This is a genomic window from Pseudomonas sp. 22526, assembly GCF_052044735.1.
Classification (GTDB): Bacteria; Pseudomonadota; Gammaproteobacteria; order Pseudomonadales; family Pseudomonadaceae; genus Aquipseudomonas; species Aquipseudomonas piscium.
Map to the genome: position 1 here is coordinate 125,307 of NZ_JBQENK010000011.1, position 21,842 is coordinate 147,148.

General features: G+C 64.3%; 16 protein-coding genes and 1 pseudogene. 10 read left to right on the forward strand and 7 right to left on the reverse strand.

Features of this window, described 5'->3' with window-relative positions; translation table 11 throughout:
• Positions 1–151, reverse strand: a pseudogene (locus ACTJKT_RS18460) (OprD family outer membrane porin); the annotation flags it as partial.
• A 306-nt stretch (positions 152–457) separates the two neighbouring features.
• On the opposite strand from ACTJKT_RS18460, the gene ACTJKT_RS18465 reads away from it, so the two are divergent.
• The 4 genes from ACTJKT_RS18465 to ACTJKT_RS18480 all read left to right on the forward strand — a co-directional run bounded on the left by ACTJKT_RS18465 (position 458) and on the right by ACTJKT_RS18480 (position 6,515).
• The gene (locus tag ACTJKT_RS18465; protein WP_440788074.1) at positions 458–790 is read left to right on the forward strand and encodes a DUF2790 domain-containing protein; all 333 of its coding nucleotides are present in this window, start codon (positions 458–460) and stop codon (positions 788–790) included.
• Positions 791–834: 44 nt separating this feature from the next.
• Positions 835–1,722, forward strand: a complete 888-nt coding sequence (locus tag ACTJKT_RS18470; protein WP_440788075.1) for a LysR family transcriptional regulator — start codon at positions 835–837, stop codon at positions 1,720–1,722.
• Positions 1,723–2,041: 319 nt separating this feature from the next.
• Positions 2,042–3,364: an OprO/OprP family phosphate-selective porin gene (locus ACTJKT_RS18475; protein WP_440788076.1), complete on the forward strand. Its 1,323-nt coding sequence runs from the start codon at positions 2,042–2,044 to the stop codon at positions 3,362–3,364.
• Positions 3,365–3,632: 268 nt separating this feature from the next.
• Positions 3,633–6,515 (forward strand): ATP-binding protein, encoded by a 2,883-nt coding sequence (locus ACTJKT_RS18480; RefSeq protein WP_440788077.1) that lies wholly within the window; start codon positions 3,633–3,635, stop codon positions 6,513–6,515.
• Here ACTJKT_RS18480 and ACTJKT_RS18485 read toward each other — a convergent pair.
• Entirely contained in the window at positions 6,485–7,843 is a 1,359-nt protein-coding gene (locus tag ACTJKT_RS18485) for an OprD family porin (protein ID WP_440788078.1), read from the reverse strand. The genes ACTJKT_RS18480 and ACTJKT_RS18485 overlap by 31 nt on opposite strands.
• A 395-nt stretch (positions 7,844–8,238) precedes the next feature.
• On the opposite strand from ACTJKT_RS18485, the gene ACTJKT_RS18490 reads away from it, so the two are divergent.
• Positions 8,239–8,883 carry a hydrolase gene (locus ACTJKT_RS18490; RefSeq protein ID WP_097302942.1) on the forward strand — a complete coding sequence of 215 codons (645 nt, stop codon included), beginning with the start codon at positions 8,239–8,241 and terminating at the stop codon, positions 8,881–8,883.
• A 111-nt stretch (positions 8,884–8,994) separates the two neighbouring features.
• Positions 8,995–10,602: an MFS transporter gene (locus ACTJKT_RS18495; protein WP_440788079.1), complete on the forward strand. Its 1,608-nt coding sequence runs from the start codon at positions 8,995–8,997 to the stop codon at positions 10,600–10,602.
• A gap of 84 nt (positions 10,603–10,686) precedes the next feature.
• On the opposite strand, the gene ACTJKT_RS18500 is transcribed toward ACTJKT_RS18495, so the two are convergent.
• The 4 genes from ACTJKT_RS18500 to ACTJKT_RS18515 form a co-directional block, all read right to left on the reverse strand.
• Complete coding sequence (locus tag ACTJKT_RS18500) at positions 10,687–11,139, reverse strand: chromate resistance protein ChrB domain-containing protein (RefSeq protein ID WP_440788080.1); 453 nt, start codon at positions 11,137–11,139, stop codon at positions 10,687–10,689.
• A gap of 83 nt (positions 11,140–11,222) precedes the next feature.
• Positions 11,223–12,581: a chromate efflux transporter gene (gene chrA, locus ACTJKT_RS18505; RefSeq protein ID WP_440788081.1), complete on the reverse strand. Its 1,359-nt coding sequence runs from the start codon at positions 12,579–12,581 to the stop codon at positions 11,223–11,225.
• On the reverse strand, positions 12,574–13,518 hold the full coding sequence (locus ACTJKT_RS18510; protein ID WP_440788082.1) for a chromate resistance protein ChrB domain-containing protein: 945 nt from the start codon (positions 13,516–13,518) through the stop codon (positions 12,574–12,576). The genes chrA and ACTJKT_RS18510 overlap by 8 nt, the downstream gene beginning before the upstream one ends.
• A gap of 186 nt (positions 13,519–13,704) precedes the next feature.
• A complete protein-coding gene (locus tag ACTJKT_RS18515) occupies positions 13,705–14,427 on the reverse strand; it encodes a pirin family protein (protein ID WP_440788083.1) in 723 nt (240 codons plus the stop codon).
• A gap of 221 nt (positions 14,428–14,648) precedes the next feature.
• On the opposite strand from ACTJKT_RS18515, the gene ACTJKT_RS18520 reads away from it, so the two are divergent.
• Complete coding sequence (locus ACTJKT_RS18520; protein WP_440788084.1) at positions 14,649–15,599, forward strand: GlxA family transcriptional regulator; 951 nt, start codon at positions 14,649–14,651, stop codon at positions 15,597–15,599.
• Positions 15,600–15,752: 153 nt separating this feature from the next.
• On the forward strand, positions 15,753–17,249 hold the full coding sequence (locus tag ACTJKT_RS18525) for an ATP-binding protein (RefSeq protein ID WP_440788085.1): 1,497 nt from the start codon (positions 15,753–15,755) through the stop codon (positions 17,247–17,249).
• On the opposite strand, the gene ACTJKT_RS18530 is transcribed toward ACTJKT_RS18525, so the two are convergent.
• Complete coding sequence (locus ACTJKT_RS18530) at positions 17,196–20,012, reverse strand: ATP-binding protein (protein ID WP_440788086.1); 2,817 nt, start codon at positions 20,010–20,012, stop codon at positions 17,196–17,198. The two genes, ACTJKT_RS18525 and ACTJKT_RS18530, sit on opposite strands and share 54 nt — an antisense overlap.
• A 384-nt stretch (positions 20,013–20,396) precedes the next feature.
• Here ACTJKT_RS18530 and ACTJKT_RS18535 point away from each other — a divergent pair, with 384 nt between their 5' ends.
• Together ACTJKT_RS18535 and ACTJKT_RS18540 are read left to right on the forward strand one after the other, a co-directional pair.
• Positions 20,397–20,972, forward strand: a complete 576-nt coding sequence (locus tag ACTJKT_RS18535; protein ID WP_025810215.1) for a flavodoxin family protein — start codon at positions 20,397–20,399, stop codon at positions 20,970–20,972.
• 30 nt (positions 20,973–21,002) lie between these two features.
• Positions 21,003–21,827 carry an alpha/beta fold hydrolase gene (locus ACTJKT_RS18540; protein WP_440788087.1) on the forward strand — a complete coding sequence of 275 codons (825 nt, stop codon included), beginning with the start codon at positions 21,003–21,005 and terminating at the stop codon, positions 21,825–21,827.
• The last annotated feature ends 15 nt before the right edge of the window (positions 21,828–21,842 follow it).

A 21,842-nucleotide genomic window follows, 5' to 3' on the forward strand; every position in this document is an offset into this window, starting at 1 on the left:
CGACCTTGATCACCGTATCGAGCAGGCGCATTTTCGCCGCGCCGCCGATCTTGCTGTAGTTGTCGGCCGGGTGGTTGTCGTCGTCCACCGGCAGCATGTTGAAGGATCCGCGCCCGCCGCTGCGGCCGGTGCCGGAGTCGAGCTTGAAGCCATCAGCTGTCATGTCGCCTGGGGCGTTCTTGTTAGTTGTACTCGCGAACCCTCTGGTTAACGGCTGGAGTCAAGGCCGATAGTTGCAAGCAACAGATAACGCCGAGATGGCCTGGTTATTAAAAATCAGTAAGCTTGAAAGTTGGAGTTGGTTTTTCGTGATCGCTGGAAGTCTTGTTCTGTATGGGTTTCGCACTTGGGAAAGAGGCGGCCTGAAGTTTATTACATATAAGTAATGTGCGCGTGATCTTCCTGACAGCGGCGGCTGATTATCCTCGTCATAACTAACCGGAACGAGGAAGCAGTCATGAAGTTATTTAAATTGGGTATTGCCACCCTGGTACTTTCCCTATCGTCCCTGGCCATGGCCGAAGGCGGTGGCGACCGCACTTTCGAACGTGCCATGCAGGCGAACGAGCGGGCCATGGCGGCCTATGCGGCGAAACAGGGCAAGGAGGCACCGGTCGTCAAGAACTACAGCTACGAGACGGAGCTGGATATCAAGAAGGTGGTCAACGTCACTCCGCCGATCAAGTCCTGCAATATCGTGCCTTCGCGCATGACCTATGAGGACTCGGCGGGCAAGCTCATCACCATCGAGTACAAGGTGCTCGGGGAATGCCGTACCAACGGCAGCTGAATGTGCAGCCTATGTGCGATGAATCGCGAGCATTGGAGACTGCATTGATTGACCGGCATGTGGCCGAGTATTTCCTGACCAGTGCTCGTTGTGCGTGTTTCAAGCAGGCTGCACGCAGCCTGAATATCAGTCCGACGGTGTTGCGCAAGCAGCTGCGACAGCTGGAGGAACGCCTCGGCGGTCCACTGTTCGTCTACCGGCAAAACGTCCTGAGCCTGACCCTCAAGGGGCAGAGACTGCAGGCATCGTTGTCGGCGCAGCTCGATGAGTCCTTGCCCAAGGCCAGCCGCGCGCCTGTGCCTGTGGTGCGCCTGGCGGTGGCAGACGCCTTGCTGCATGACCTGGTCCTGCGTGATCTGCTGGCATTCCTGCGACGTAACGCTGCTGTGCGCCTGGACCTGGATGTCTCTTCCAACCCCTGCGATCCGGGGCGTCCGGTCGACATCATGCTCTGGCTCGCCGAGCCGGGAAGCCCGCGACCCGACCCCGGATTCGCGACCACCACGCCCGTCGCCCTGGCCCGGATCGGCTATCAGGCCTGCGTCGCCAAGCGTTATTCGCGAGAGGCGGCATTACCCAGCCAGGCCAGGCATCTGGATGATTACCTGCTGGTGCAGGTCCGTGAGTACCAGAGCGTGGCGGTACTCGAACCCTGGAACCGGATGGTCCGCCAGCGACCCGCGGGAGTGGCGCAGGTGCCCAGCCATGAGCTGGCCCTGGAACTGATCAGGCGCGGTGCCTGTGTCGGCGTACTGCCTGCCTACATCACTGCCCTCGATAACAACCTGGTCGCGCTCCCTGAGCTGTTCCAACAGAAGATGGAGCGTAACGCCTGGCTGAGCACCCATGCGCAGTCGGCCAAGCGGGGGGAAGTCCAGGCGCTCGTGGCGCTGATTCGCCAGACGTTCAACGATCGGCAGGAGTGGTTTTGAGGCGGCCTGGGAAGAGCGTTTTTCAGCGGCGCTGCCAGGGGGCGTTTTCGGTGTTTGTTCGAACTTTTTAAAAAAGTGAAATTTTTCTGACATATCGGTGCCGGGTAACGGCAAGGTGGTTTTTTTGTGAGAGGCAGGTGTTTCCAAGGGGGCGAGGAAGAGCAGTATTGCGCTGGCTTAGTTGTCATTGAAATATCTTTTCAATAAACAAAAAGTGTCATGTGGGATTCCCAGGATCGCCCAGGGTCAACCTGATTCAGTTATTGAATTTGCTTGTTACAGGTTGCCGCCACACTAAAAGCCAAATCGGGAGTCTCGAATGTTTATTAAAAAGCTCTATATGGGGTTGGGGAACAGTATTGCCTGGAGTCTGATTGGCGCATCGCTGTCAGCGACGGTCCAGGCCGGCACCGTGACCACTGATGGGGCCGACATTGTACTGAAGACCAAGGGCGGCCTGGAGCTGGCAACCACTGACAAGGAGTTCAGTTTCAAGTTGGGCGGCCGGGTACAGGCGGACTACGGGACCTTTGACGGTTACTACACCAAGAACGGTAATACCGCCGATGCGGCTTACTTTCGGCGAGCCTATCTGGAGTTGGGCGGCACGCTCTACCGGGACTGGAAGTATCAGATCAACTACGACTTTTCCCGTAACGTGGGCAACGACAGCACGGGTTACTTCGACGAGGGTAGCCTGACCTATACCGGCTTCAATCCGTTGAACCTGAAAGTGGGGCGTTTCTATACCGACTTCGGTCTGGAAAAGGCTACCAGTTCCAAATGGGTCACTGCCCTGGAACGCAATCTGTCCTATGACCTGGCGGAGTGGATCAACGACAACAGCGGCATGGGCGTCCAGGCCAACGGCGTGGTGGGAGGGATGGCTTACCTGTCCGGCAGCCTGTTCAGCGAGAACAACAACGACACCGATGGCGACAGCGTCAAGCGTTACAACCTGCGGGGTGTGTTCGCGCCGCTGCATGAGTCCGGCAATGTGCTGCACCTCGGCGCCCAGTTCGCTTATCGCGACCTCAAGGACAGCGCCGTCGATACCCGTATCCGTTCGCGCATGGGCATGCGCGGGGTGGAGACCAACGGCGGCAACAGCGCCGGTAGCAATGGTAATCGCGCGGTATTTGGCGGCAGCACGGCGCAGCAGGGCTTATGGGCGGACGACTCGGTCTGGGGCGTCGAGGGCGCCTGGGCCATGGATGCGTTTTCCGTCCAGGGCGAATACCTGCGCCGCACGCTCAAGGCCGATGCGGCGCAAAGCGACATAAAGGCCTCGGGTTATTACGCGCAACTGGCCTATACCCTGACCGGAGAGCCGCGCATCTACAGGCTGGATGGTGCCCGGTTCGATACGATCAAGCCGCAAAACAAGCAGTGGGGCGCCTGGGAGTTGTTCTACCGCTACGACGCCATCAAGGTCGAGGATGACAATGTGGTCGTCAGCACCGCCACCCGCCAGGTCGGCGATACCGAGGGCAAGGCCCATACCCTCGGGGTCAACTGGTACGCCAACGAGGCGTTGAAACTCAGCGCCAACTACGTCAAGGCACGTACCGATAACATCAGCAATGCGGTGGGCGACGACACCGGCAGCGGCATGGTCATGCGCGCGCAATACCAGTTCTAGAGCCCTGGCCGTGCACCTTGGATGAAGGGCAACGCCTTCGCGGGATTTCTCGCGAGGGCGCTGCCCTAACCGGCAAAAGATTCGAGCCTCGTCCCGCCGATTGCCTGCGATGCCATATCCGTTGCCTGCTGGTTTTTATGTCGCCGCGCGCCACTAAGGCCTAAAATTCTCGGCCAATACGCCAGACTGTCGACGACTCCGCAGGGGCTGCCTGTCGGGTCGCGTCAACCGCCCCTCGTTTTCGCAAGTACCTCAAGGAAGGTTCCCCATGCTACTGAGGTCCCTCGCAGCTATTGGCATTCTGTTGCTGGGTTTTCTTTCACCGATATTTTCCGCTCACGCACATGACATCGCGTTGTCCGGTCGGATGGCCGCGAGCAATCACCCCTGGCTGGACGCCAAGGCGCGGCAGTGGCTGGAAGGGCGAGGGCCGCTCAGGGTCGGGGTCGTGCTGCTCGATTATCCGCCCCTGTCAGTGTTCTATGGGGATCGCTACCAGGGCATCACGGCCGACTACCTGGCCCTGATATTCGAGCAGCCGCCCCAGGTGCGCGCCTACTCGTCGCGGGACTCGGCGCTGGCGGCCTTGCGCAGTGGCGAGATCGACCTGCTGGGCGCGGGCAGCGAGGTTGAAGGCCGGGAAAACGGGCTGCTGCTCAGCGAGTCCTATCTGTCCGACCGGCCGGTGTTGGTGACTTCGGACGCCCAGCCCTTCGATCCCGGCCAGGCCGGTAGCGTCCTGGGCATGACCGTCGGTTATCTTCAGGAACAGGCGGTACGGGAGGCCTACCCCCATAGCCAGCTGGAGTTTTTCGCTTCGCCGCAACGGGCGCTCGAAGCGCTGGCGCTGGGGGACGTAGATGCGGTATTGGGGGATGCCGTGTCCTCGCATTACCTGATTCAAACCCATTATCTGCTGGGCTTGCGGATCGACAACTTCGCTCCCGTCGACAGCCAGGGCTTCCGCTTCCTGCTGCGTCCGGGAGACGAGTCGCTGAGGGACATCATCGACCGGGCGATACCCAGGATCTCCAGGCGCCATGGGGAAGACATCCTGCGCAACTGGAGCGCCGGCCGCCGCTTGAGCATCGACGAAGAGCGGGTGAAGCTGACGCCCGCGGAACAGCGCTGGCTGGACAGCCACCCGCAGGTCCCCGTCGCCATCAACTACTCGCTCGGGGCGCTGGGTGAGTTGGGACGGGACCGCAGCGTCACCGGCATTGGCCGCGACTATCTGGAATTGATCAGCCAACGCAGTGGCCTGAAGTTCTCTTACCTGGGCACGCAGAACACCCTCGCAACCAACAAACTCATCGCCGAGGGGCGGGCGCTTTTGACCCCGGCCATGCCTCAGTCCGACCTGTTCGAGACGCCACTGGATGTCTTGCCGCCGTACCTGCGCAGCTCCACCGTATTGATGACAGCCGCCAGCGGTGGCCGTCACGCCGGCCGGCGTTTCACCGGGCTTGCCGATCTGAATGGGAGGACGCTGGCGACGGGGGAGGGTTACTTTTTCATCGACATGATAAGACGTGACTATCCGGCGATTCAGCTGAAGCTATACCCCACCTTCCTCGAGGCCATGCGCTCGGTCGATTCGGGGCTGAGCGAGGTATACCTGAGCAGCGACTACACCGGCCGCTATCTGTCGGCCCAGTACTTCGACAATCGCATCCAGGTCACCGGGATCCTGCAGAACATCTCCACGCCCATCGGCATCGGGGTGGCGAAGAACCAGCCGGAGTTGCGCAGCATCCTGGAGAAGGCGCAGCTGGCAATCACGCCGGAAGAGGTCGCGGAAATAGTCCAGGCCTGGGCGCCGCGCTTCGCCAAGGGCGGGAGCGACTTCTGGCATGACCATCGCGACAAGATTCTCCAGCTGGGTGGGCTCTTCGCTGTGCTGATCGCCATCTCGCTGATCTGGGCGTTCTACCTGCGGCGCCAGGTCCACAGGACCCGGGCGGCCGAGGAGCGGGCCGAGGCCGCCAACCAGGCCAAGACTGTCTTCCTGTCGACGATGAGCCATGAAATACGCACGCCGCTGAACGCGATCATCGGCATGCAGGAACTCGCCCTGCGGAGAGCGAAACGGGGGGAGGCCGACAGCCTGTCCCTGTCCGTGGCCCAGGAAGCGGCCCAGGGGCTTCTGTTGTTGCTGGGCAATGTGTTGGATATTTCTCGCATCGAGTCCGGAAAGATCGATTCGTTTCCTGAGCCGGTGCTCATCAACCACCAGATTGAAGGCGTCGCCTCGGTCGTTGCGGGTATGGCGCGACAAAAAGGCCTGACCCTGGACGTCAAGGTGGAAGGCGACCTGCAGGCATGGGTGCTGATGGACCCGCTGCATTTCAAGCAGGTGTTGTTCAACCTGCTGAGCAACGCCATCAAGTTCACCGAGCGCGGAGGCGTCACCCTACAGGCCCGCACCCGCCGTGACGGGGACAGCTTGCGCCTGGACCTCGATGTCATCGACACGGGCGTCGGCATTTCCGTCGAGGACATGGGCAAGCTGTTCAAGCCCTTCTCTCAGGTGGGCGCACCAGGCGCGGGGCAGGCGTCCGGAAGCGGCCTGGGGCTGAACATCAGCCGCCGTCTGGTGCAGCTGATGGGGGGCAAGATCAACCCGCGCAGCGAACCCGGCAAAGGGTCCTGCTTCAGCCTCGAATTGAGCCTGCCCATCTGCGACCCGCCAGCCGCTGTCGAGGGCGAAGCTGCGCAGCAGGCGCAGCCCATTGCTGCCGAAGCGCATCCATTGTCGATCTTGCTGGCCGAAGATAACGCCTTCAATCGCGCCACCCTCACCACCCAGCTTGAAACCCTGGGGCATAGGGTCGTGGTCGCTGAAGACGGGCAGGAAGCCTTCATGCGCTGGCTGAGCGCGGACTTCGACATTGTGCTCACGGACGGCATGATGCCGAGGATGGACGGCTTCGAACTGGCCAGGCGGATCCGTTGGGAGGAGTCCCAGAGTAGCCGTCTGCGCTGTCGCATCATTGCCCTGACGGCCAGCATCGAGAGCAGTGCGGTGGAGCGATGCAAGGCCGCTGGCATGGACGAGATCCTGTTCAAGCCTGCAACGCTGGAAACGCTGCAGCAGGCTATTACGTCTGCCGCGCAGGATCAGAACGGCCCGAGCTTGAGCGGGTACTGAATGACGATGTACAGCCTGTCGATGTCGTCGCCGGCCTGGGCGGCGTTGGCGCGGTGGCTGACGTGGGACAGTTGCAGCGACAGGTCCTTGGCCGGGCCCGACTGCACAATGTAGTGCAGGTCCAGGTCGCGTTCCCAATGGCGTCCGCTCCGGCCTTGTTGCGGGCTGTAGGTGCCGCTGGCGCTGTCGAAGGGGTTGTAGGCGCCGCCCTGGGGCGCGTGGCTGCCGTCGATGCCGCGGCCGCTCACATAGCGGGCCATGAAGCTCAGGCCGGGAATGCCCAGGGTGCCCAGGTCGAGGTCGTAGCGCGCCTGCCAGGAGCGCTCGCCGGGGCCGTTGAAGTCGGCGTATTTGATCGAGTTGGCGAGGTAGATGGAGTCGCCGCCGACGAAGTCGAAGGGCGTGTCGCCATGGATTTTCTGGTAGGCCAGGGTGAACGCCTGGGCGTCGATCCGGTACTTGCCGGAGAGGCTGTAGGCCGTGGTGTCGATGGCGCCGGCCACGGCCTGGCCCTGGTCGCGGCTGTGGTAGAGGTTGCCGTCGAGGAACAGCTGGCCAAGGCTGGCATGCAGGTTGGCGTAGTACTGGCGCCAGGTGTCGCTCAGTTCCGAAGCGTAGAGGGCGCCGCCCAGTGCCTGGCCGGCGAACAGGTCGGCGCCGATGAAGTCGATGCTGGCGTGGCGGGTGGTTGCACCGTAACCGGCAAAGTCACCCTGGCCGGTCGAGGCGTCCTGGTTCTTGAAGGCGCTGAAGTGACCGGCCTGCAACTCGACTCCCTCGAACTCCTGGCTGGAGAGCAGCAGGCCGCTGGCGTATTCCGGTTGCAGGCGTTTGTCGGCGGTGTCGAACACCGGGGTTGCCACGGTCATTTCACCGAGTGCCAGGGTCGTTTGCGAAGCCTTGAACTTCAGCGCGCCGCCAGCGCTGGAGTAGCTGTCTTCGCTGCGCCCGTGATGATCCAGCGGCAATAGGCCCGTCCCGGAATGCCCCTTGCCGCCGTCCAGTTTCAAGCCGAGGAAGCCGTGGGCATCGACCCCCACGCCAAGAGTGCCGGGGGTGAAGCCGGACTCGAAGGAGGCGATGAAGCCCTGGGCCCATTCCTGCTTGTAGCTCTTGCCGGCCGGGGTCGGGGAGCGATAGTCGTTGTTGAGGTAGAAGTTGCGGCTGAGCACTTCAAGCCTGGCGCCCTCAAGGAAGCCGGGGGTGTCTTGCGCGCTCTGCGCGGCCAGCGCCGGGGCGCCGCCGCTGAGCAAGGCGAGCAGCCACAGCGGCTTCAGGCGGATGCGCATCGGCCCTGGGGCGGTGAGGTGTTTCGAGGCAAGCAGCATGCTTATTTTCCGCATCAAGGTGGCGGGCCCGGGACGCGGCTGGCCTCGGTTCTGGCAGCTACCGGCAGGCCTTCGGTCAACCCGCGTCCGCTTGGCGTGGCCATCGGATCGAGGCGAAGCATGGTTGCCTATTACAGGGCGTAGGGATTGTACGGCTGTGCTGCGTTCGGCCGTTTGCGCAGTCGGACGCCGTTCGTAGCGGGCTGTGCGGCCGTTTTTGAATTGTCCCTTTTTCGGAATCAATGATTCTCGGTTTTAGGGAATTGTCCCCTTTTGATCCAGTCCCTAAATTAGCCACCAAGCCGGCAGCAAAGCCTCCCTAGCGGAACCCGCGCCGAGCCCCCGAATTGTGCAACTCAACCTTTGAACCCACTCGACAGCAAAAGGAACGCGCCATGTCTATCCGTGAACTGCTCAACCCAAGCAACTCCGCCCTGATCCTGATCGACCACCAGCCGCAGATGTCCTTCGGCGTGCAGTCGATCGACCGCCAGACCCTGAAGAACAACACTGTGGGCCTGGCCAAGGCGGCGAAGATCTTCAAGGTGCCGACCATCTTCACCTCGGTGGAAACCGAAAGCTTCAGCGGCTACATCTGGCCGGAACTGCTTAGCGTGTTCCCCGACCACCAGCCGATCGAACGCACCTCGATGAACTCCTGGGAAGACAAGAAGCTGGTGGAAGCGGTGAAGGCCACCGGACGCAAGAAACTGATCATGGCCGCGCTGTGGACCGAGGTCTGCCTGAACTTCCCGGCCCTGGAAGCCCTGGCCGAAGGTTATGAGGTGTACATCGTCACCGACGCCTCCGGCGGCACCACCCAGGAAGCCCATGACATGTCGGTACAGCGCATGATCCAGGCCGGCGCGGTGCCTGTGACCTGGCAGCAAGTGCTGCTCGAGTTCCAGCGCGACTGGGCGCACAAGGAAACCTACGACGCGGTGATGGACCTGGTGCGCGAGCACAGCGGCGCTTACGGTATGGGCGTGGACTACGCCTACACCATGGTGCACAAGGCGCCGCAACGTCAGGTCAAGTAAGCCTGCCGTGAATGACCTCCGGCCGACGCAACCCGCTTGCGCCGGCCGGTGGTCGTTGGCAGCGTAAAAAACGCCCGGACTGTAAACCGCTTCCCCGACTCAAGGACCGTCATGAAACAGACCCTCGACTCTTCCCGTAGCGCGGCCTCCCGTTCGCCCTGGAGCCCGCTCAAGCATGGCCTGTTTCGCGGGCTGTGGCTGGCCAGCATCGCCTCGAACATCGGCACCTGGATGCACGAGGTGGGCGCCGGCTGGCTGATGACCTCGCTGTCGGCCAGCCCGATGACGGTGGCGCTGGTGCAGGTGGCCGCCGCGGCGCCGATGTTTTTCCTCGCGCTGCCGGCGGGGGCGCTGGCCGATATCGTCGACAAGCGCCGCTACCTGTTGCTGGTGCAGGGCTGGATGGCCAGCGTCGCCATGCTCCTGGCGTTCCTCACCCTCAGCGGCCTGATGACCGTACCCTTGTTGCTGCTGCTGACCCTGGCCATGGGCATCGGCACGGCGCTGATGATGCCGGCCTGGTCGGCCCTGACCCCGGAGCTGGTGCCCGCCGGCGAGTTGCCCGCGGCCATCGCCTTGAGCAGCGTCGGGACCAACGTGGCGCGCGCCGTGGGCCCGGCCATTGCCGGAGTCCTGGTGAGCCTGGCCGGGCCCTGGGCGACCTTCGCGGTGAATGCGCTGTCGTTCTTTGCGGTGATCGCCGTGCTTGCCTGCTGGCGGCGCGAACCGAAAGTCGCGGTGCTGCCGGCGGAGCGGCTGTTCAGTGCGATCCGCGTGGGCTGGCGCTACGCTCGCAGTTCCCATCCGCTGCAACGGGTACTGATTCGCACCCTGGGGTTTTTCTTCGGCGCCAGCGCTGGCATGTCCCTGCTGCCGTTGATCGTGCGGGGCGAGCTGCAGGGCAGCGCGACCCAGTTCGGCGTATTGCTCGGCAGTGTCGGCCTCGGCGCGGTGCTGGGGGCGATGCTGTTGCCGCGGCTGCGCCAGCACCTGGCGGTGGATCGCCTGGTGGCGCTGGCCAGCGTGACCTACGCCCTGGTGCTGTTCGCCCTGGCCTGGCTGCGCGATTTCTATCTGTTGATCCCGGTGATGCTGATCAGCGGCGGCGCCTGGATCGCCGTGCTCTCGAGTTTCCAGGTGGCGGCCCAGACCTCGGTGCCGGCCTGGGTGCGGGCGCGAGCGCTGGCGGTGTATATCCTGATGTTCTTCGGCAGCATGGCCCTGGGCGGGTTGCTCTGGGGCTGGGTGGCTAGCCTGTTGTCCATGAGCCTGGCCCTGAGCGCGGCGGCAGCAGTTTTGCTGGCCGGGGTCGGGCTGACCTGGCGGGTCGGCTTGCCCCAGCGCAGCGCCGAAGACCTGGCGCCGTCGTTGCACTGGCCGCAACCGCTGCTCAGTGACGACCAGGACCTGGAGCGCGGCCCGGTGATGATCAGCCTGGAATATGACATTGCCCCCGAACACGCCCAGGCCTTCCAGCAGGCGATGAACCCGGTGCGCCGCATGCGCCAGCGCAACGGTTCGTTTTCCTGGTGCCTGCTGCAGGACAGCGAAAACCCGCGCCTGTGGTGCGAAGTGTTCTTCGACGAGTCCTGGGTCGGCCACCTGCGTCACCATGAGCGGGTGACCCGCGCCGAGCTGAAGATCGAGGCGGCCGCCCGCCGCTTCCAGAGCGAAGGGGTGCAGATCCGCATCCGCCATTTCCTCAAGGGGCAGGGCTGAGGGGCTGCTTGCCGTAAGCAATCGATCGCAAGACTGCCCCTAAAAGCCCAGCACCAGGCTGGGCTTGGTGACGAGCTGGCCGCCTCACATCTGTGGAGGCCAGTTATGGGATTCGCTCTGGCAATCCTTGCACCAGGCGTAGAGCGCGTCGTACAGGATCAGGCCGTGGGCGAGCATTTCATGGTCATCGCCATAGCGCTGCGACAGGCCCAGTGAAATCGCGTACAACCCCGCCGATTGCGGGGTCAGGTCCAGGCGCGAGGTATCGGCCCCGCGCACGATCCTGGCCAGATGCTGCAAGGCCGGCTCGCCGAGCCGGTACTTCTTCAGGAAGGCGTCGAAGCTGCACAGCTCACCCTCATGGCTCAGCTCTACACCGGGTATGTCGTAGGGGGCCGCGTCTTTCTCTGCGGCGATCCGCAGCACATCGGCGCTGGGCACGTACAGAAACTCCGCCTGAGGATCGATGAAGCGGGTGATCAACCAGGGACAGGCGATGCGGTCGATCTTGGGTCGTTCGCGGGTAATCCACCTCATGGAACACCTCCTGCCTAACTCGGTAGGCTGGGTGAACTGGCAGGCCCAACGCCTGCCAGAGATCGTCAATCAGTTCACATGCCCTAGCGCAGCAAGTGCACGGCCAGGCCCACAAGCGCGCAGGCCAGCAGCACCTGGATCACGCCGCGCTTGAAGCGGAACAGGGCAAGCGCCGCGGCAACGGCGATCAGCGCCGAGGGCCAGTCGAGGGCGCCGCCGAAGCCGTTCGGCCACAGCACGTGGTAACCGAAGAAACACGCCAGGTTGAGAATCACCCCGACCACCGCGGCGGTGATCCCGGTGAGCGGTGCGGTGAACTTGAGCTCGTTGTGGGTCGATTCCACCAGCGGGCCGCCGGCGAGGATGAACAGGAACGAAGGCAGGAAGGTGAACCAGGTGACCAGGGCCGCCGCGACCGCACCGGCCAGGAACACCTGGTCGGCACCAAACACCTGGGAGACATAAGCGCCGACGAAACCGACGAAGGCCACCACCATGATCAGCGGCCCGGGAGTGGTTTCCCCCAGGGCCAGGCCGTCGATCATCTGGGTCGGGGTCAGCCAGCCGTAGTGGCCGACGGCGCCCTGATACACATAGGGCAGCACGGCATAAGCGCCGCCGAAGGTCAGCAAGGCGGCCTTGGTGAAGAACCAGCCCATCTGGGTCAAGGTGCCTTGCCAGCCGAACAGCGCGGTCAGCGCCGCCATCGGCAAGGCCCACAACAGGGCGCCGATAAATGCCAGCAGCGCGAGTTTCAGCCAACTGAAACGGGCATGTTCGGGGGAGGGGGTGTCGTCATCGATCAAGGCCGGGCCGAAGGACTTTTTAGCCGCGCCATGCCCTCCGACCTTGAACTTCTCGGGCGCCAGGCGACCGCCGAGGTAACCGATCACGGCGGCCCCCAGCACGATCAACGGAAACGGCACATTGAAGGCGAAGATCGCGGTGAATGACGCCGCGGCGATTGCCCACAGCCAAGGGTTCTTCAGGGCCCGGGAGCCGATCCGGTGCGCCGCCTGCACGACGATCGCCGTCACCGCGGGCTTGATGCCATAGAACAGCCCGGCCACCACCGGTACTTCACCGAAGGCGATGTACAGCCAGGACAGGGCGATCAGGATGAACAGCGAAGGCAATACGAACAGCGCGCCGGCAATCACGCCGCCCCAGGTCCGATGCATCAGCCAGCCGATGTAGGTCGCCAACTGCTGGGCCTCGGGCCCGGGCAGCAACATGCAGTAGTTGAGGGCGTGCAGGAAGCGTCGCTCGGAAATCCAGCGCCGGCGTTCCACCAGCTCCTGGTGCATGATCGAAATCTGCCCCGCTGGCCCGCCAAAGCTGATGAAGCCGAGCTTGAGCCAGAACCAGAAGGCCTCAAGCAAACCGATTGGCTCGGGTCTTGGCAGATCCGCTTCAAGCGTCGACTCGGAAACCTTACTCATGGGCTTGTTCCTCTTTCACGAACTCGGCGAGCAGGCCGTCGAAAATGGCACTGGCAGCGGCCAGCAATTGGTCGTCATGGCTGATGGTTTCGCGCAGCCCGGCCAGGACTCGCTCGATGCCGGCCGCTTCCACGGGCTGGATGCCGCCGATATCGAGGTAGTGCACCAGGGCTGCGAGACGCTTCAGGCCGGGTTGCCGAAGGGCAAAACTGGCTTGCAGGGTTTCGAAGGTCACACGGTTGCCGACATGGCTGAACGTCGCGTCATCGAAGTCGAAACCCAGGGCGTCGGCCGGGCAGTCCCGAGGCTGGTCCAGCCAGAGGATCCGCGCCTTGGGGTCGATGAAACGGCGGATCAGCCAGGCACTCGCCAGGCGGTCGACCCAGGGGCGCTTGCGGGTCGCCCAGACCCGGCCCTGATAGTCGCCGAGGCTGAGCAGGGTGATTGGCAGGTCCCGGCTATGCGGCTCATCCGTGGACAAGGCCCGGCTGACCGCTGTCTCCAGTTCCTGCAAGGCGGCGTCGGCCTGCTGCTTCGGCTGGCCGGGGAAAAAATCGATGCTGGCCAGCTGATCGTAGGTTTTGCGCAGCTTGCGAATCTGGCGGGTGCTGGCCAGCGCATTCTGCGCCGTCAGTTGCCCCCGGCATTCCTCGATTTCGCTGCGCAGCTTGCTGTAGTCCTCGTTGCGCTCGAACAACCCGATAAAGCGTTCGCCGTCCGGGTCCACCACGGGCAGGACAAAGGCAGTGCCATTGATCGCCAGGATGTCCCGCTCAACCGCGGCCAGCGCTTCGCGACAGGCAGCGGTGTCCGGCAACAGGTAGGCACCGTCGCGCAACACTGCGGCCCCGGAGGCTTTCAGGGCCCGCCAGGCGCGCATGCGCGCCGTTGCGTTCGCGGTGGGTAATCCGAGGATCAGCGCTAGCCAGTTATTCATGTAGTGACAGATCTAAAAAATGTAGATATCGCTACATTATTATTGCGCAGAGATATTGCAAAGGGATTTCAACAGGCTTGTGATGAATGGCGAGACGTTGCCCCGGCCTGGACCGGCGAGCGGGCTGTCGAAGCCTTGTCACCGGGCAAAAAAATGCCCGGGGCACGGGCCCCGGGCAGGTGAGGGTCAAGGCATTTCTGGCAGTTCCTGCGCACGCAGATCGAACACCAGCACTTCGGCATCCATGCCCTGGCTCAAGGTCAGCGCCTGTTCCTTGCGGACCCGCACGCCATCGCCTTCCTGCAAGGGCAGGCCGTTGAGGTCGACCGAGCCGCGGGCCACATGCACATAGGCGTAGCGGTTGGCGTCGAGCTTCAGGGTGGCGCTTTCCTGGCCGTCGATCAGCCCGGCATAGACCCGCGCATCCTGGCGCACCTGCAGCGAACCCCCGGTCCCCTCGGGGGAGATGATCAATTGCAGGCGGCCGCGTTTTTGCTGCGGGCTGAAATGCTCTTGCTGGTAACGCGGTTTGGCGCCGCTGACATCCGGCACTATCCAGATCTGCAGGAAGTGCACCGGCTGGGTGGCCGAGTGGTTGTACTCGCTGTGCGCCACGCCGCTGCCGGCGCTCATCAGTTGCACGTCGCCAGGGCGGATCACCGAACCTGTGCCCAGGGTGTCCTTGTGTTCCAGGGCGCCTTCGAGCACATAGGAGAAAATCTCCATGTCCCGGTGCGGGTGTTGGCCGAAGCCTTTGCCGGCGGCGACCCGGTCGTCGTTGATCACCAGCAGGTCGGAAAAACCCTGTTCCCGCGGGTTGCGATAGTTGGCGAAGGAAAAGGTGTGGAAGGACTTCAACCAACCGTGGTTGGCGGCGCCGCGATCAGAGGCTTTGCGAAGGGTCAGCATGAGGGAATCTCCTGTCGGGACGGGAATTCGTCCGGTTGAGGAGAAGGCTAATGTTTACCCGCTGGTGCAATAAGTAGATGGAAACTGAAAGACTGTCCCTTTTAAGTTGACAATTTTGTGTGCTGAATCACGTATTCTTGGCCGACGACCGCGCGCCGTCCGGGCATAATCCCCAGGCTCGCGTCAGGCTTCCAACCCTTTGATATCAGTGATCTTTACCCATGAAAACCGTGGCAATGGTGCTGTTCCCAGACTTTCTCCTGCTCGACATGGCCGGGCCCATGGAGGTGTTTTCCATCGCCAATCGTTACCTGGAGCCGAAGGACCATTACCAGCTCTCGACGATCGGCACCGAGCACGGCGCACTGCGCGCCTCCAATGGCGTCAGCGTGCAGGCCGACAGGCATATCGACGAAGCAGACGGCAGCTATGACCTGCTGCTGGTGCCGGGCGGCCCGGGCGCCTACAACGAAAAGCACCCACCCTTGCTCGACTGGCTGCCGGGGGCTGCGCGCCGCTCGGCCGTCTATGGCTCGATCTGCACCGGGGCCTTCATCCTCGGGCATGCCGGTTTGCTCGACGGGTATCGGGTGACGACCCACTGGCACTACACCGAACGCCTGATCCGGGCCTTCCCCGAGGCGAGGGTGGAGACCGACCGGATCTTCGTCGAGGACCGCAACCTGATCACCTCGGGCGGCATCACCGCCGGCATCGACCTGGCACTGGCGGTGGTCGCCCGGGACCATGGCAAGAAAGTTGCCCAGGACGTGGCCAAGGTGCTGCTGGTGGTGATGAAGCGCCAGGGCGGGCAGGCCCAGTTCAGCCCGCTGACGGCCGCGGTGGCGCCGCAGGAAACGCCGGTGACCCGGGTGCAGAATCACGTGCTCGAACACCTGGACGAAGCCTTCAGCATCGAACGCATGGCCGGCCTGGCGAACATGAGCACGCGGCATTTCGCCCGGGTGTTCGCCCGCGAGGTGAACATGACGCCCATGGAGTTCCTGCAAAGCGCGCGGATCGACCGCGCGAGGAACCTGCTGGAGAGCAGCGACCTGCCGCTCAAGACCGTGGCCTACAAAAGCGGCTTCGGCAGCGTGCGGCACATGCGCTTCCTGTTCAGTGCAAAGCTCGGCCTGACCCCCACCCAGTACCGCGAACAGTTCAGCTAGCGCCGGCTTGTCCGTCTGGCGCACCCTGATGGCCGTGACGCTCCCCCCATGGCGGTTGTGCCGTCATCGTCGCCTGCGAAGATACCGGGGAATTCTTGGCAATGGAGGTGCGGGAGCCTGGCGCCGGGCCAGGTTTCCAGCACGTGGATGTGCATGAACAGCGTCAGAGATTTGAACAGCGACGGGGTGCTGCGGTTCGGCCCCTACATCTTCCACTTGCGGCAGCGGCTGATCCTCGACGGCGATCGGCCGTTGCGCATGGGCGGGCGCGCCCTGGATATCCTGCGGGTGCTGGTCGAGCGCGCCGGCCAAGTGGTGAGCAAGGACGAATTGATCGCCTGCGTCTGGCCGACCTCGGTGGTCGAGGACATCAACCTGCGCGTGCACATCGCCGCCCTGCGCCGCGCCCTCGGCGAGGGCCCGGACGGGCAAGGCTACATCCGCAACATTCCGCAGCGCGGTTATTGCTTCAGCGCCCCGGTGCTGCGTGAAGCGCAAGAAGAGACCGTCTCACTCGCGGCTCTGCACCAGCCCCAGCACAACCTGCCGGCACGGCTGACCCCGGTCACCGGGCGCGACCCGGTGGTCGGCAGCCTGGTCCGGCAGTTGCCGGTGCGCCGGTTCATGACCCTGGTCGGTCCGGCGGGAGTCGGCAAGACCACCGTCGCGCTGCGGGTCGCCGAGCTGCTGTTGCAGCACTACCGCGACGGCGTGTGGTTCATCGACCTGGCGGCCATCGAGGATCCGGCGCAACTGGTCGAGCACTTGAGGCACAGCCTGGAACTGGACGCCGGCCTGGAGGCACTGACCGCACGGCATGCCTTGCTGGTGCTGGACAATTGCGAGCATCTGCTCGAACGCTGCCGGGCCCTGGTGGAGCAGTTGCTGGCCTCGGCGCCACGGCTGTCGATCCTGGCCACCAGCCGCGAGCCGCTGCGGGCCTCGGGGGAGACTGTGCATGGCCTGGCGGCCCTGTCGGTGCCGCCGGCTTCGTCGTTGCACAGCGTGGCCGAGGTCATGAGCCATTCGGCGGTGCAGCTGTTCGTCAGCCGCGCCCGGGCCTGCCAGCAGGGCTTTGCCTTGCGGGAACAGGACCTGGCAGCGGTGCGCGAAATCTGCCAGCGGCTCGATGGCCTGCCATTGGCCATCGAACTGGCGGCGGCGCAGATCGACGCGCTGGCGCTGGTGGGGCTGCAAGCGCAACTGGACAACTGCTTTCAATTGCTGACCCAGGGCCGGCGCACCGCCGTGGCGCGGCATCAGACGCTCAAGTCCGCCCTGGACTGGAGCTATCAACGGCTGAGCCCGCTGGAGCAGAGCCTGTTACAGCGCCTGGCGGTGTTCGACGCGGCCTTCAGCGTGCAGGCCGCCATCGACGTCATCAGCTGTGCGGTGCTGCGGCCCGAGTGCGTGGCCGAGGTGATGGCGCAGCTGGCGGGCAAATCGCTGCTGGCGGTGGAGCAGGGCCAGGGCACGACGCAGTACCGCTTTCTCAACACCACCCGCGCCTACGCGCTGGAGAAGCTGGAACGCAGCGGGCAGCTGCGGGTGTTCGAAAGGCGGCATGCCCACACCATCGGCAAGGCGCGCTGGCTGTCAGTCAGGAGCCTGTCGTTGCAGCTCATCGAGCAATTCACGGACGCGGGTTAGGTCCGGCGTGGCAAAACCTTCGGTGAACCGGGCGTAGAGCGGTTCGAGCAGCTCATGGGCGCGCCGGGCCTGGCCCTGGCGCTGCCAGAGCCGGGCCAGCGAGGTGGCGCTGCGCAATTCCCAGGTCAGCGCGCCCTGGGCCCTGGCCACTGCCAGCGCCTTGTGCAGCAGCGCCTCGGCGGCGTCGGCCGCATTGTCGGTCAGCAGCGCCTCGGCCCTGGCGCGCAGGATCTCCGCCGTGCTCCAGCCCGCCGTGCCGTTTTCGGCCCGTTGCAGCAAGGCGTTATCGATGAAAGCGCCGTCCAGGGTCACCATGATTTCGCCGATCAGCCCGATACCGGATTGCGGCGGCGAGAACGCCAGGCCGCTTTCGATGACCTGCGCATAGTGCTGGCCCCAGGTGTAGAACAGCAGCACCGAATGCTTCTGCGCCTGCTCCAGCAGCAGGCGCAGGAGTTCGCGGGCGGTCGCGGTGTCGCCGTTGTAGTGGGCGATCAGGCAGCCGGCCAGGGCCAGGGTGTAGCAGATGGACGTGCCGTGGTTGATCTGCAGCGCAATGTCCAGGGCCTGGCGCGCGGTGCGCCAGGCCTGTTCCGGATGGCCTTGCAGCCAGAGGATTCGCGCCTGGATCGTCAGGGCTGCGACGCTCTGGTCGTACTGCACGCCAAAGCCGCGGGTGAAGCGGCTCAGGTTGCCGCTCTGGGCCATCAGCTGGAGGACTCGCTCGGCCTGGTCCCGGGCCTGCGGCTGGTCGCCGGCAAAGTGCAGGGCCAGTACCTGCAGGCGCTGGGTGCTGAGGGACATCGCGGCCGGGCCGGCGTCGCGCAGTGCCAGTTGATCGAACTGCCGGCTTTGTTCCAGGGCCAGTCGGTAGTGACCGCAACTGAGGTTGACCGCCATGTGCCCGGACACTGCCTTGAGCTGGCCGGCCACGTCGTCGTTGCTTTCGGCCAGGGTCCTGGCCGCGACGAAGGCATCGATGGCTTCGACGCTGCTGCCCTGGGTGTGGTAGCAGGCGCTGCCGAGGGCCAGCTTGAGGGCCTGGGTCAGGCGCGGGCAGGGCTCGCCCGCAGCGTGCAGCAAGGCCAGGGCCTGGCGCACATAGCCGCCGTGTTCCTTGAGCAGCGACAACTCCTGCCACAGCGGCGCGGACGCCGCGGCCAGGTGGATCGCCAGCTGTTGCGGGGCCTGGGCATGCAAGCCCCAGTCGAGCGCCGCGCGGATGTCTTCCAGGCTGCGGGCGTAACGCTCGATCCAGAGGGGCGAGGGGGTCTGCTCCCAGTCGTCCCGGGCCTGATGCATCAAGGCCAGGCAACGTTCGGCGTGCCGTTTGCGGGTATCCGGCAGTTCGGCGGCCTGTTCGAGTTTTTCCAGGGCATAGCTGCGGGTGGTGTCCAGCAGGCGATAGAACACCTCCTCGTCGCCGACCTCCACGTTCAGCAGGGACTTGGCCACCAGTTGGGTGATCGAGGTAAAGACCACGCGGGCTTCGATGTGCTCGCCGACGATCACCGCCGCGGCCGATTGCAGGGTGAAGCCGCCCCTGAAGATACCTAGTCGGCGCAGGCAAGCCTGCTCGCAGACATTGAGCAACTCGAAGCTCCAGTCCAGGGTGGCGCGCAAGGTCTGATGACGCCCCGGGGTGATCTGGCGGCCCTGGGTCAGCAGGCGAAAACTGCCTTGCAACTGGTTGAGCAAGCCCGCGAGCCCCAGGTTGCCGACCTGGGCGGCGGCCAGTTCGATCGCCAGGGGAATGCCGTCCAGGCGCCGGCAGATATCGATGGCCAGGGGCAATTCGTCATGGCTCAGTTCGAAACTGTCGTGGCTGGCCATCGCCCGTTCGACGAACAATTGCAGGGCCGAGAAGGTCAGGGCCTGGGCGCGGTCCAGAACCGCGATGGGCGGTGGGCAGTCCAGGGATTCCAGGCGCTGCACGAATTCGCCCTCGGCCCGCAGGCTCTCGCGGCTGGTGGCCAGGACATGCACCTGTGGCGCCGCGCGCAGGATGCTTTCGCAGAGCGGCGCAATGGCGTCGAGCAAGTGCTCGCAGTTGTCGATCACCAGCAGCATCTGCCGCTCGCGCAGGAAGCTCGCCAGGCTGGCCAGCGGCTCGTCGTCGTGCAGCGCCAGGTCGAGCAGGGTCGCCAGGTGGCTGGTGATCATCCGCGGGTCGTTGAGCGGGGCCAGGTCCAGCAGGCGAATGCCGTCCCGGTACTGGCCGATCAGCTGTTCGGCGACCCGCAGGGCGACGGTGGTCTTGCCGATGCCGCCGGGGCCGACCAGGGTGATGAAACGCTGGCGCGCCAGTTGCCGCATCAGGTTGTCCACCAGGATCTGGCGCCCGATCAGGCGGGTGCGCCGCACCGGCAGGTTATGGCCGCCCGGCTCGGCGGGAGCGCCTGCGGGGCTATGCTCGAAACGCTCGGGGGAGAAGGGCTCCAGGGCGAAGGGCGCGACGAAGCTGTAGCCGCGCTGGGCCACGGTGACGATGTAGCGCTGGCCGGCCTGGCCGTCGCCCAGGGCCTTGCGCAGCGCCGCCATGTGCACCCGCAGGTTGCTGTCTTCGACCACGCTTTTGGGCCAGACTCGGGCGATCAGTTGCTGCTTGCTGACCACCTCGCCGGCGTGCTCCAGCAGGATCAGCAGAATGTCCATGGAGCGGCGCCCCAGGCGCAAGGGCCGCTCGGCTTCCAGGATCAGGCGTTGCCCGGGGTAGATCCGGTAGGGGCCGAAATGCACGGCCTGTTCGGGGGCTAGGGTCAACGGCTCACTCCTGCGGCGATTGTCTTTTTTATCCTCCCCGTTGCACCTGTGCGGGAAGGGCGGACGAGGGCACGGCCTCTATCTCGCGGTTTTCGAGCATGTTCCTCAGGTTTTTCGCACAACGCAACGCAACGCGGACGGGCGTGCATCCTGTGCGCCAGCCGCAGCAATCTCCTTGCCAGCGATGGCGCCCGTATTCATTGGCCGCGGCCTTGGCGACCAGCGGCCAGGGGCTGTGCCTGGGCCATTGAAAATTAACAACGTTTAACTCGCCCTGCGTCCGCCCTGCAGCCAAAACTCCAGGCCTTCGCGCTCGCCGATCGAAGGGACGATTGTGCGTGCGGTGCGAAGAAAAAAGGATGAACAGGTCTGGAGGATGCCGGAATGAGCAAGGTGGTGGTGGTCTATCACAGTGGCTATGGCCATACCCGGGTCATGGCCGAAGCCGTGGCCCAGGGGGTGGAAAGTCACCTGAACAGCGCCTGCCGGCTGATTCCGGTCGAGGAGGTGCATGAGCAGTGGGAGCGCCTGCACCAGGCCGACGCCATCATCTTCGGCGCCCCGACCTACATGGGCAGCGCCTCGGCGCCGTTCAAGGGCTTCATGGAGGCCACCGCGGCGTTCTACCTGGCCCAGCCCTGGCGCGACAAGCTCGCCGCCGGCTTCACCAATTCCGGTTGCCTGTGTGGCGACAAGCTCAACACCTTATTGCAGATGGCGGTCTTCGCGGCCCAGCACTCGATGATCTGGGTCGGCCTCGACCTGCTGCCGGCGCGTTCCAGCATCGGAGTATTCGATGGCCAGTTGAATCGCCTCGGCAGTTCCCTGGGCGCCATGGCCCAGTCGAATGTCGAACAGTCCCCGGAACACGCACCCCCTCTGGAAGACCGCCGCACCGCCGCGCACCTGGGCGAGCGGGTGGCGCGCCTGGCCGAGCGCCTGGGCCATTCATCGATTTGAGTCACCCAACCCTCTGAAGGAGCACATGCCATGAGTACATTCACCACCCGCGACGGCACCGAGATCTATTACAAGGATTGGGGCAGTGGCCAACCCGTCGTCTTCAGCCACGGCTGGCCGCTGAACAGCGACAGCTGGGAGGCGCAGATGATCTTCCTGGCGTCCAAGGGCTACCGGGTCATCGCCCATGACCGCCGCGGGCATGGCCGCTCCAGCCAACCCTGGTCCGGCAACGAGATGGACACCTACGCCGACGACCTGGCGCAGTTGATCGAACACCTGGACCTGCAAAACGCGGTGCTGTTCGGTTTCTCTACCGGCGGTGGCGAAGTGGCGCGCTACATCGGTCGCCACGGCACGGCGCGGGTCGCCAAGGCCGGGCTGATTTCCGCGGTGCCGCCGCTGATGCTCAGGACCGCGGCCAACCCCGGCGGCCTGCCGATCGAAGTGTTCGACGGCCTGCGCGAGGCCTCCCTGGCCGACCGTTCGCAACTGTACAAGGACGTCGCCAGCGGGCCGTTCTTCGGTTTCAACCAGCCTGGCGCCACACCTTCCCAGGGTATGATCGACTGGTTCTGGATGCAGGGCATGCTGGCCGGCCACAAGAACACCTATGACTGCATCAAGGCCTTCTCCGAAACCGACTTCACCGAAGACCTGCAGAAGTTCGACGTGCCGACCCTGGTGGTGCACGGCGACGCCGACCAGATCGTGCCGATCGAAGCCGCCGGCATCGCCTCGGCCAGGCTGGTCAAGGACGCGAAGCTGCTGGTCTACCCAGGCGCGCCCCATGGCCTGACCGACACCCACAAGGATCAGCTCAACGCCGACCTGCTGGCATTCGTCGAGGCCTGAGTGGCTCGGCGACCT

Excerpts from the sequence above, each read along its gene's own strand:
- ACTJKT_RS18465 (WP_440788074.1), top strand. The coding sequence starts at position 458 with ATGAAGTTATTTAAATTGGGTATTGCCACCCTGGTACTTTCCCTATCG.
- ACTJKT_RS18475 (WP_440788076.1), top strand. The coding sequence starts at position 2,042 with ATGTTTATTAAAAAGCTCTATATGGGGTTGGGGAACAGTATTGCCTGG.
- ACTJKT_RS18480 (WP_440788077.1), top strand. The coding sequence starts at position 3,633 with ATGCTACTGAGGTCCCTCGCAGCTATTGGCATTCTGTTGCTGGGTTTT.
- ACTJKT_RS18485 (WP_440788078.1), bottom strand. The coding sequence starts at position 7,843 with ATGCTGCTTGCCTCGAAACACCTCACCGCCCCAGGGCCGATGCGCATC.
- ACTJKT_RS18490 (WP_097302942.1), top strand. The coding sequence starts at position 8,239 with ATGTCTATCCGTGAACTGCTCAACCCAAGCAACTCCGCCCTGATCCTG.
- ACTJKT_RS18495 (WP_440788079.1), top strand. The coding sequence starts at position 8,995 with ATGAAACAGACCCTCGACTCTTCCCGTAGCGCGGCCTCCCGTTCGCCC.
- ACTJKT_RS18500 (WP_440788080.1), bottom strand. The coding sequence starts at position 11,139 with ATGAGGTGGATTACCCGCGAACGACCCAAGATCGACCGCATCGCCTGT.
- chrA (WP_440788081.1), bottom strand. The coding sequence starts at position 12,581 with ATGAGTAAGGTTTCCGAGTCGACGCTTGAAGCGGATCTGCCAAGACCC.
- ACTJKT_RS18510 (WP_440788082.1), bottom strand. The coding sequence starts at position 13,518 with ATGAATAACTGGCTAGCGCTGATCCTCGGATTACCCACCGCGAACGCA.
- ACTJKT_RS18515 (WP_440788083.1), bottom strand. The coding sequence starts at position 14,427 with ATGCTGACCCTTCGCAAAGCCTCTGATCGCGGCGCCGCCAACCACGGT.
- ACTJKT_RS18520 (WP_440788084.1), top strand. The coding sequence starts at position 14,649 with ATGAAAACCGTGGCAATGGTGCTGTTCCCAGACTTTCTCCTGCTCGAC.
- ACTJKT_RS18525 (WP_440788085.1), top strand. The coding sequence starts at position 15,753 with ATGAACAGCGTCAGAGATTTGAACAGCGACGGGGTGCTGCGGTTCGGC.
- ACTJKT_RS18535 (WP_025810215.1), top strand. The coding sequence starts at position 20,397 with ATGAGCAAGGTGGTGGTGGTCTATCACAGTGGCTATGGCCATACCCGG.
- ACTJKT_RS18540 (WP_440788087.1), top strand. The coding sequence starts at position 21,003 with ATGAGTACATTCACCACCCGCGACGGCACCGAGATCTATTACAAGGAT.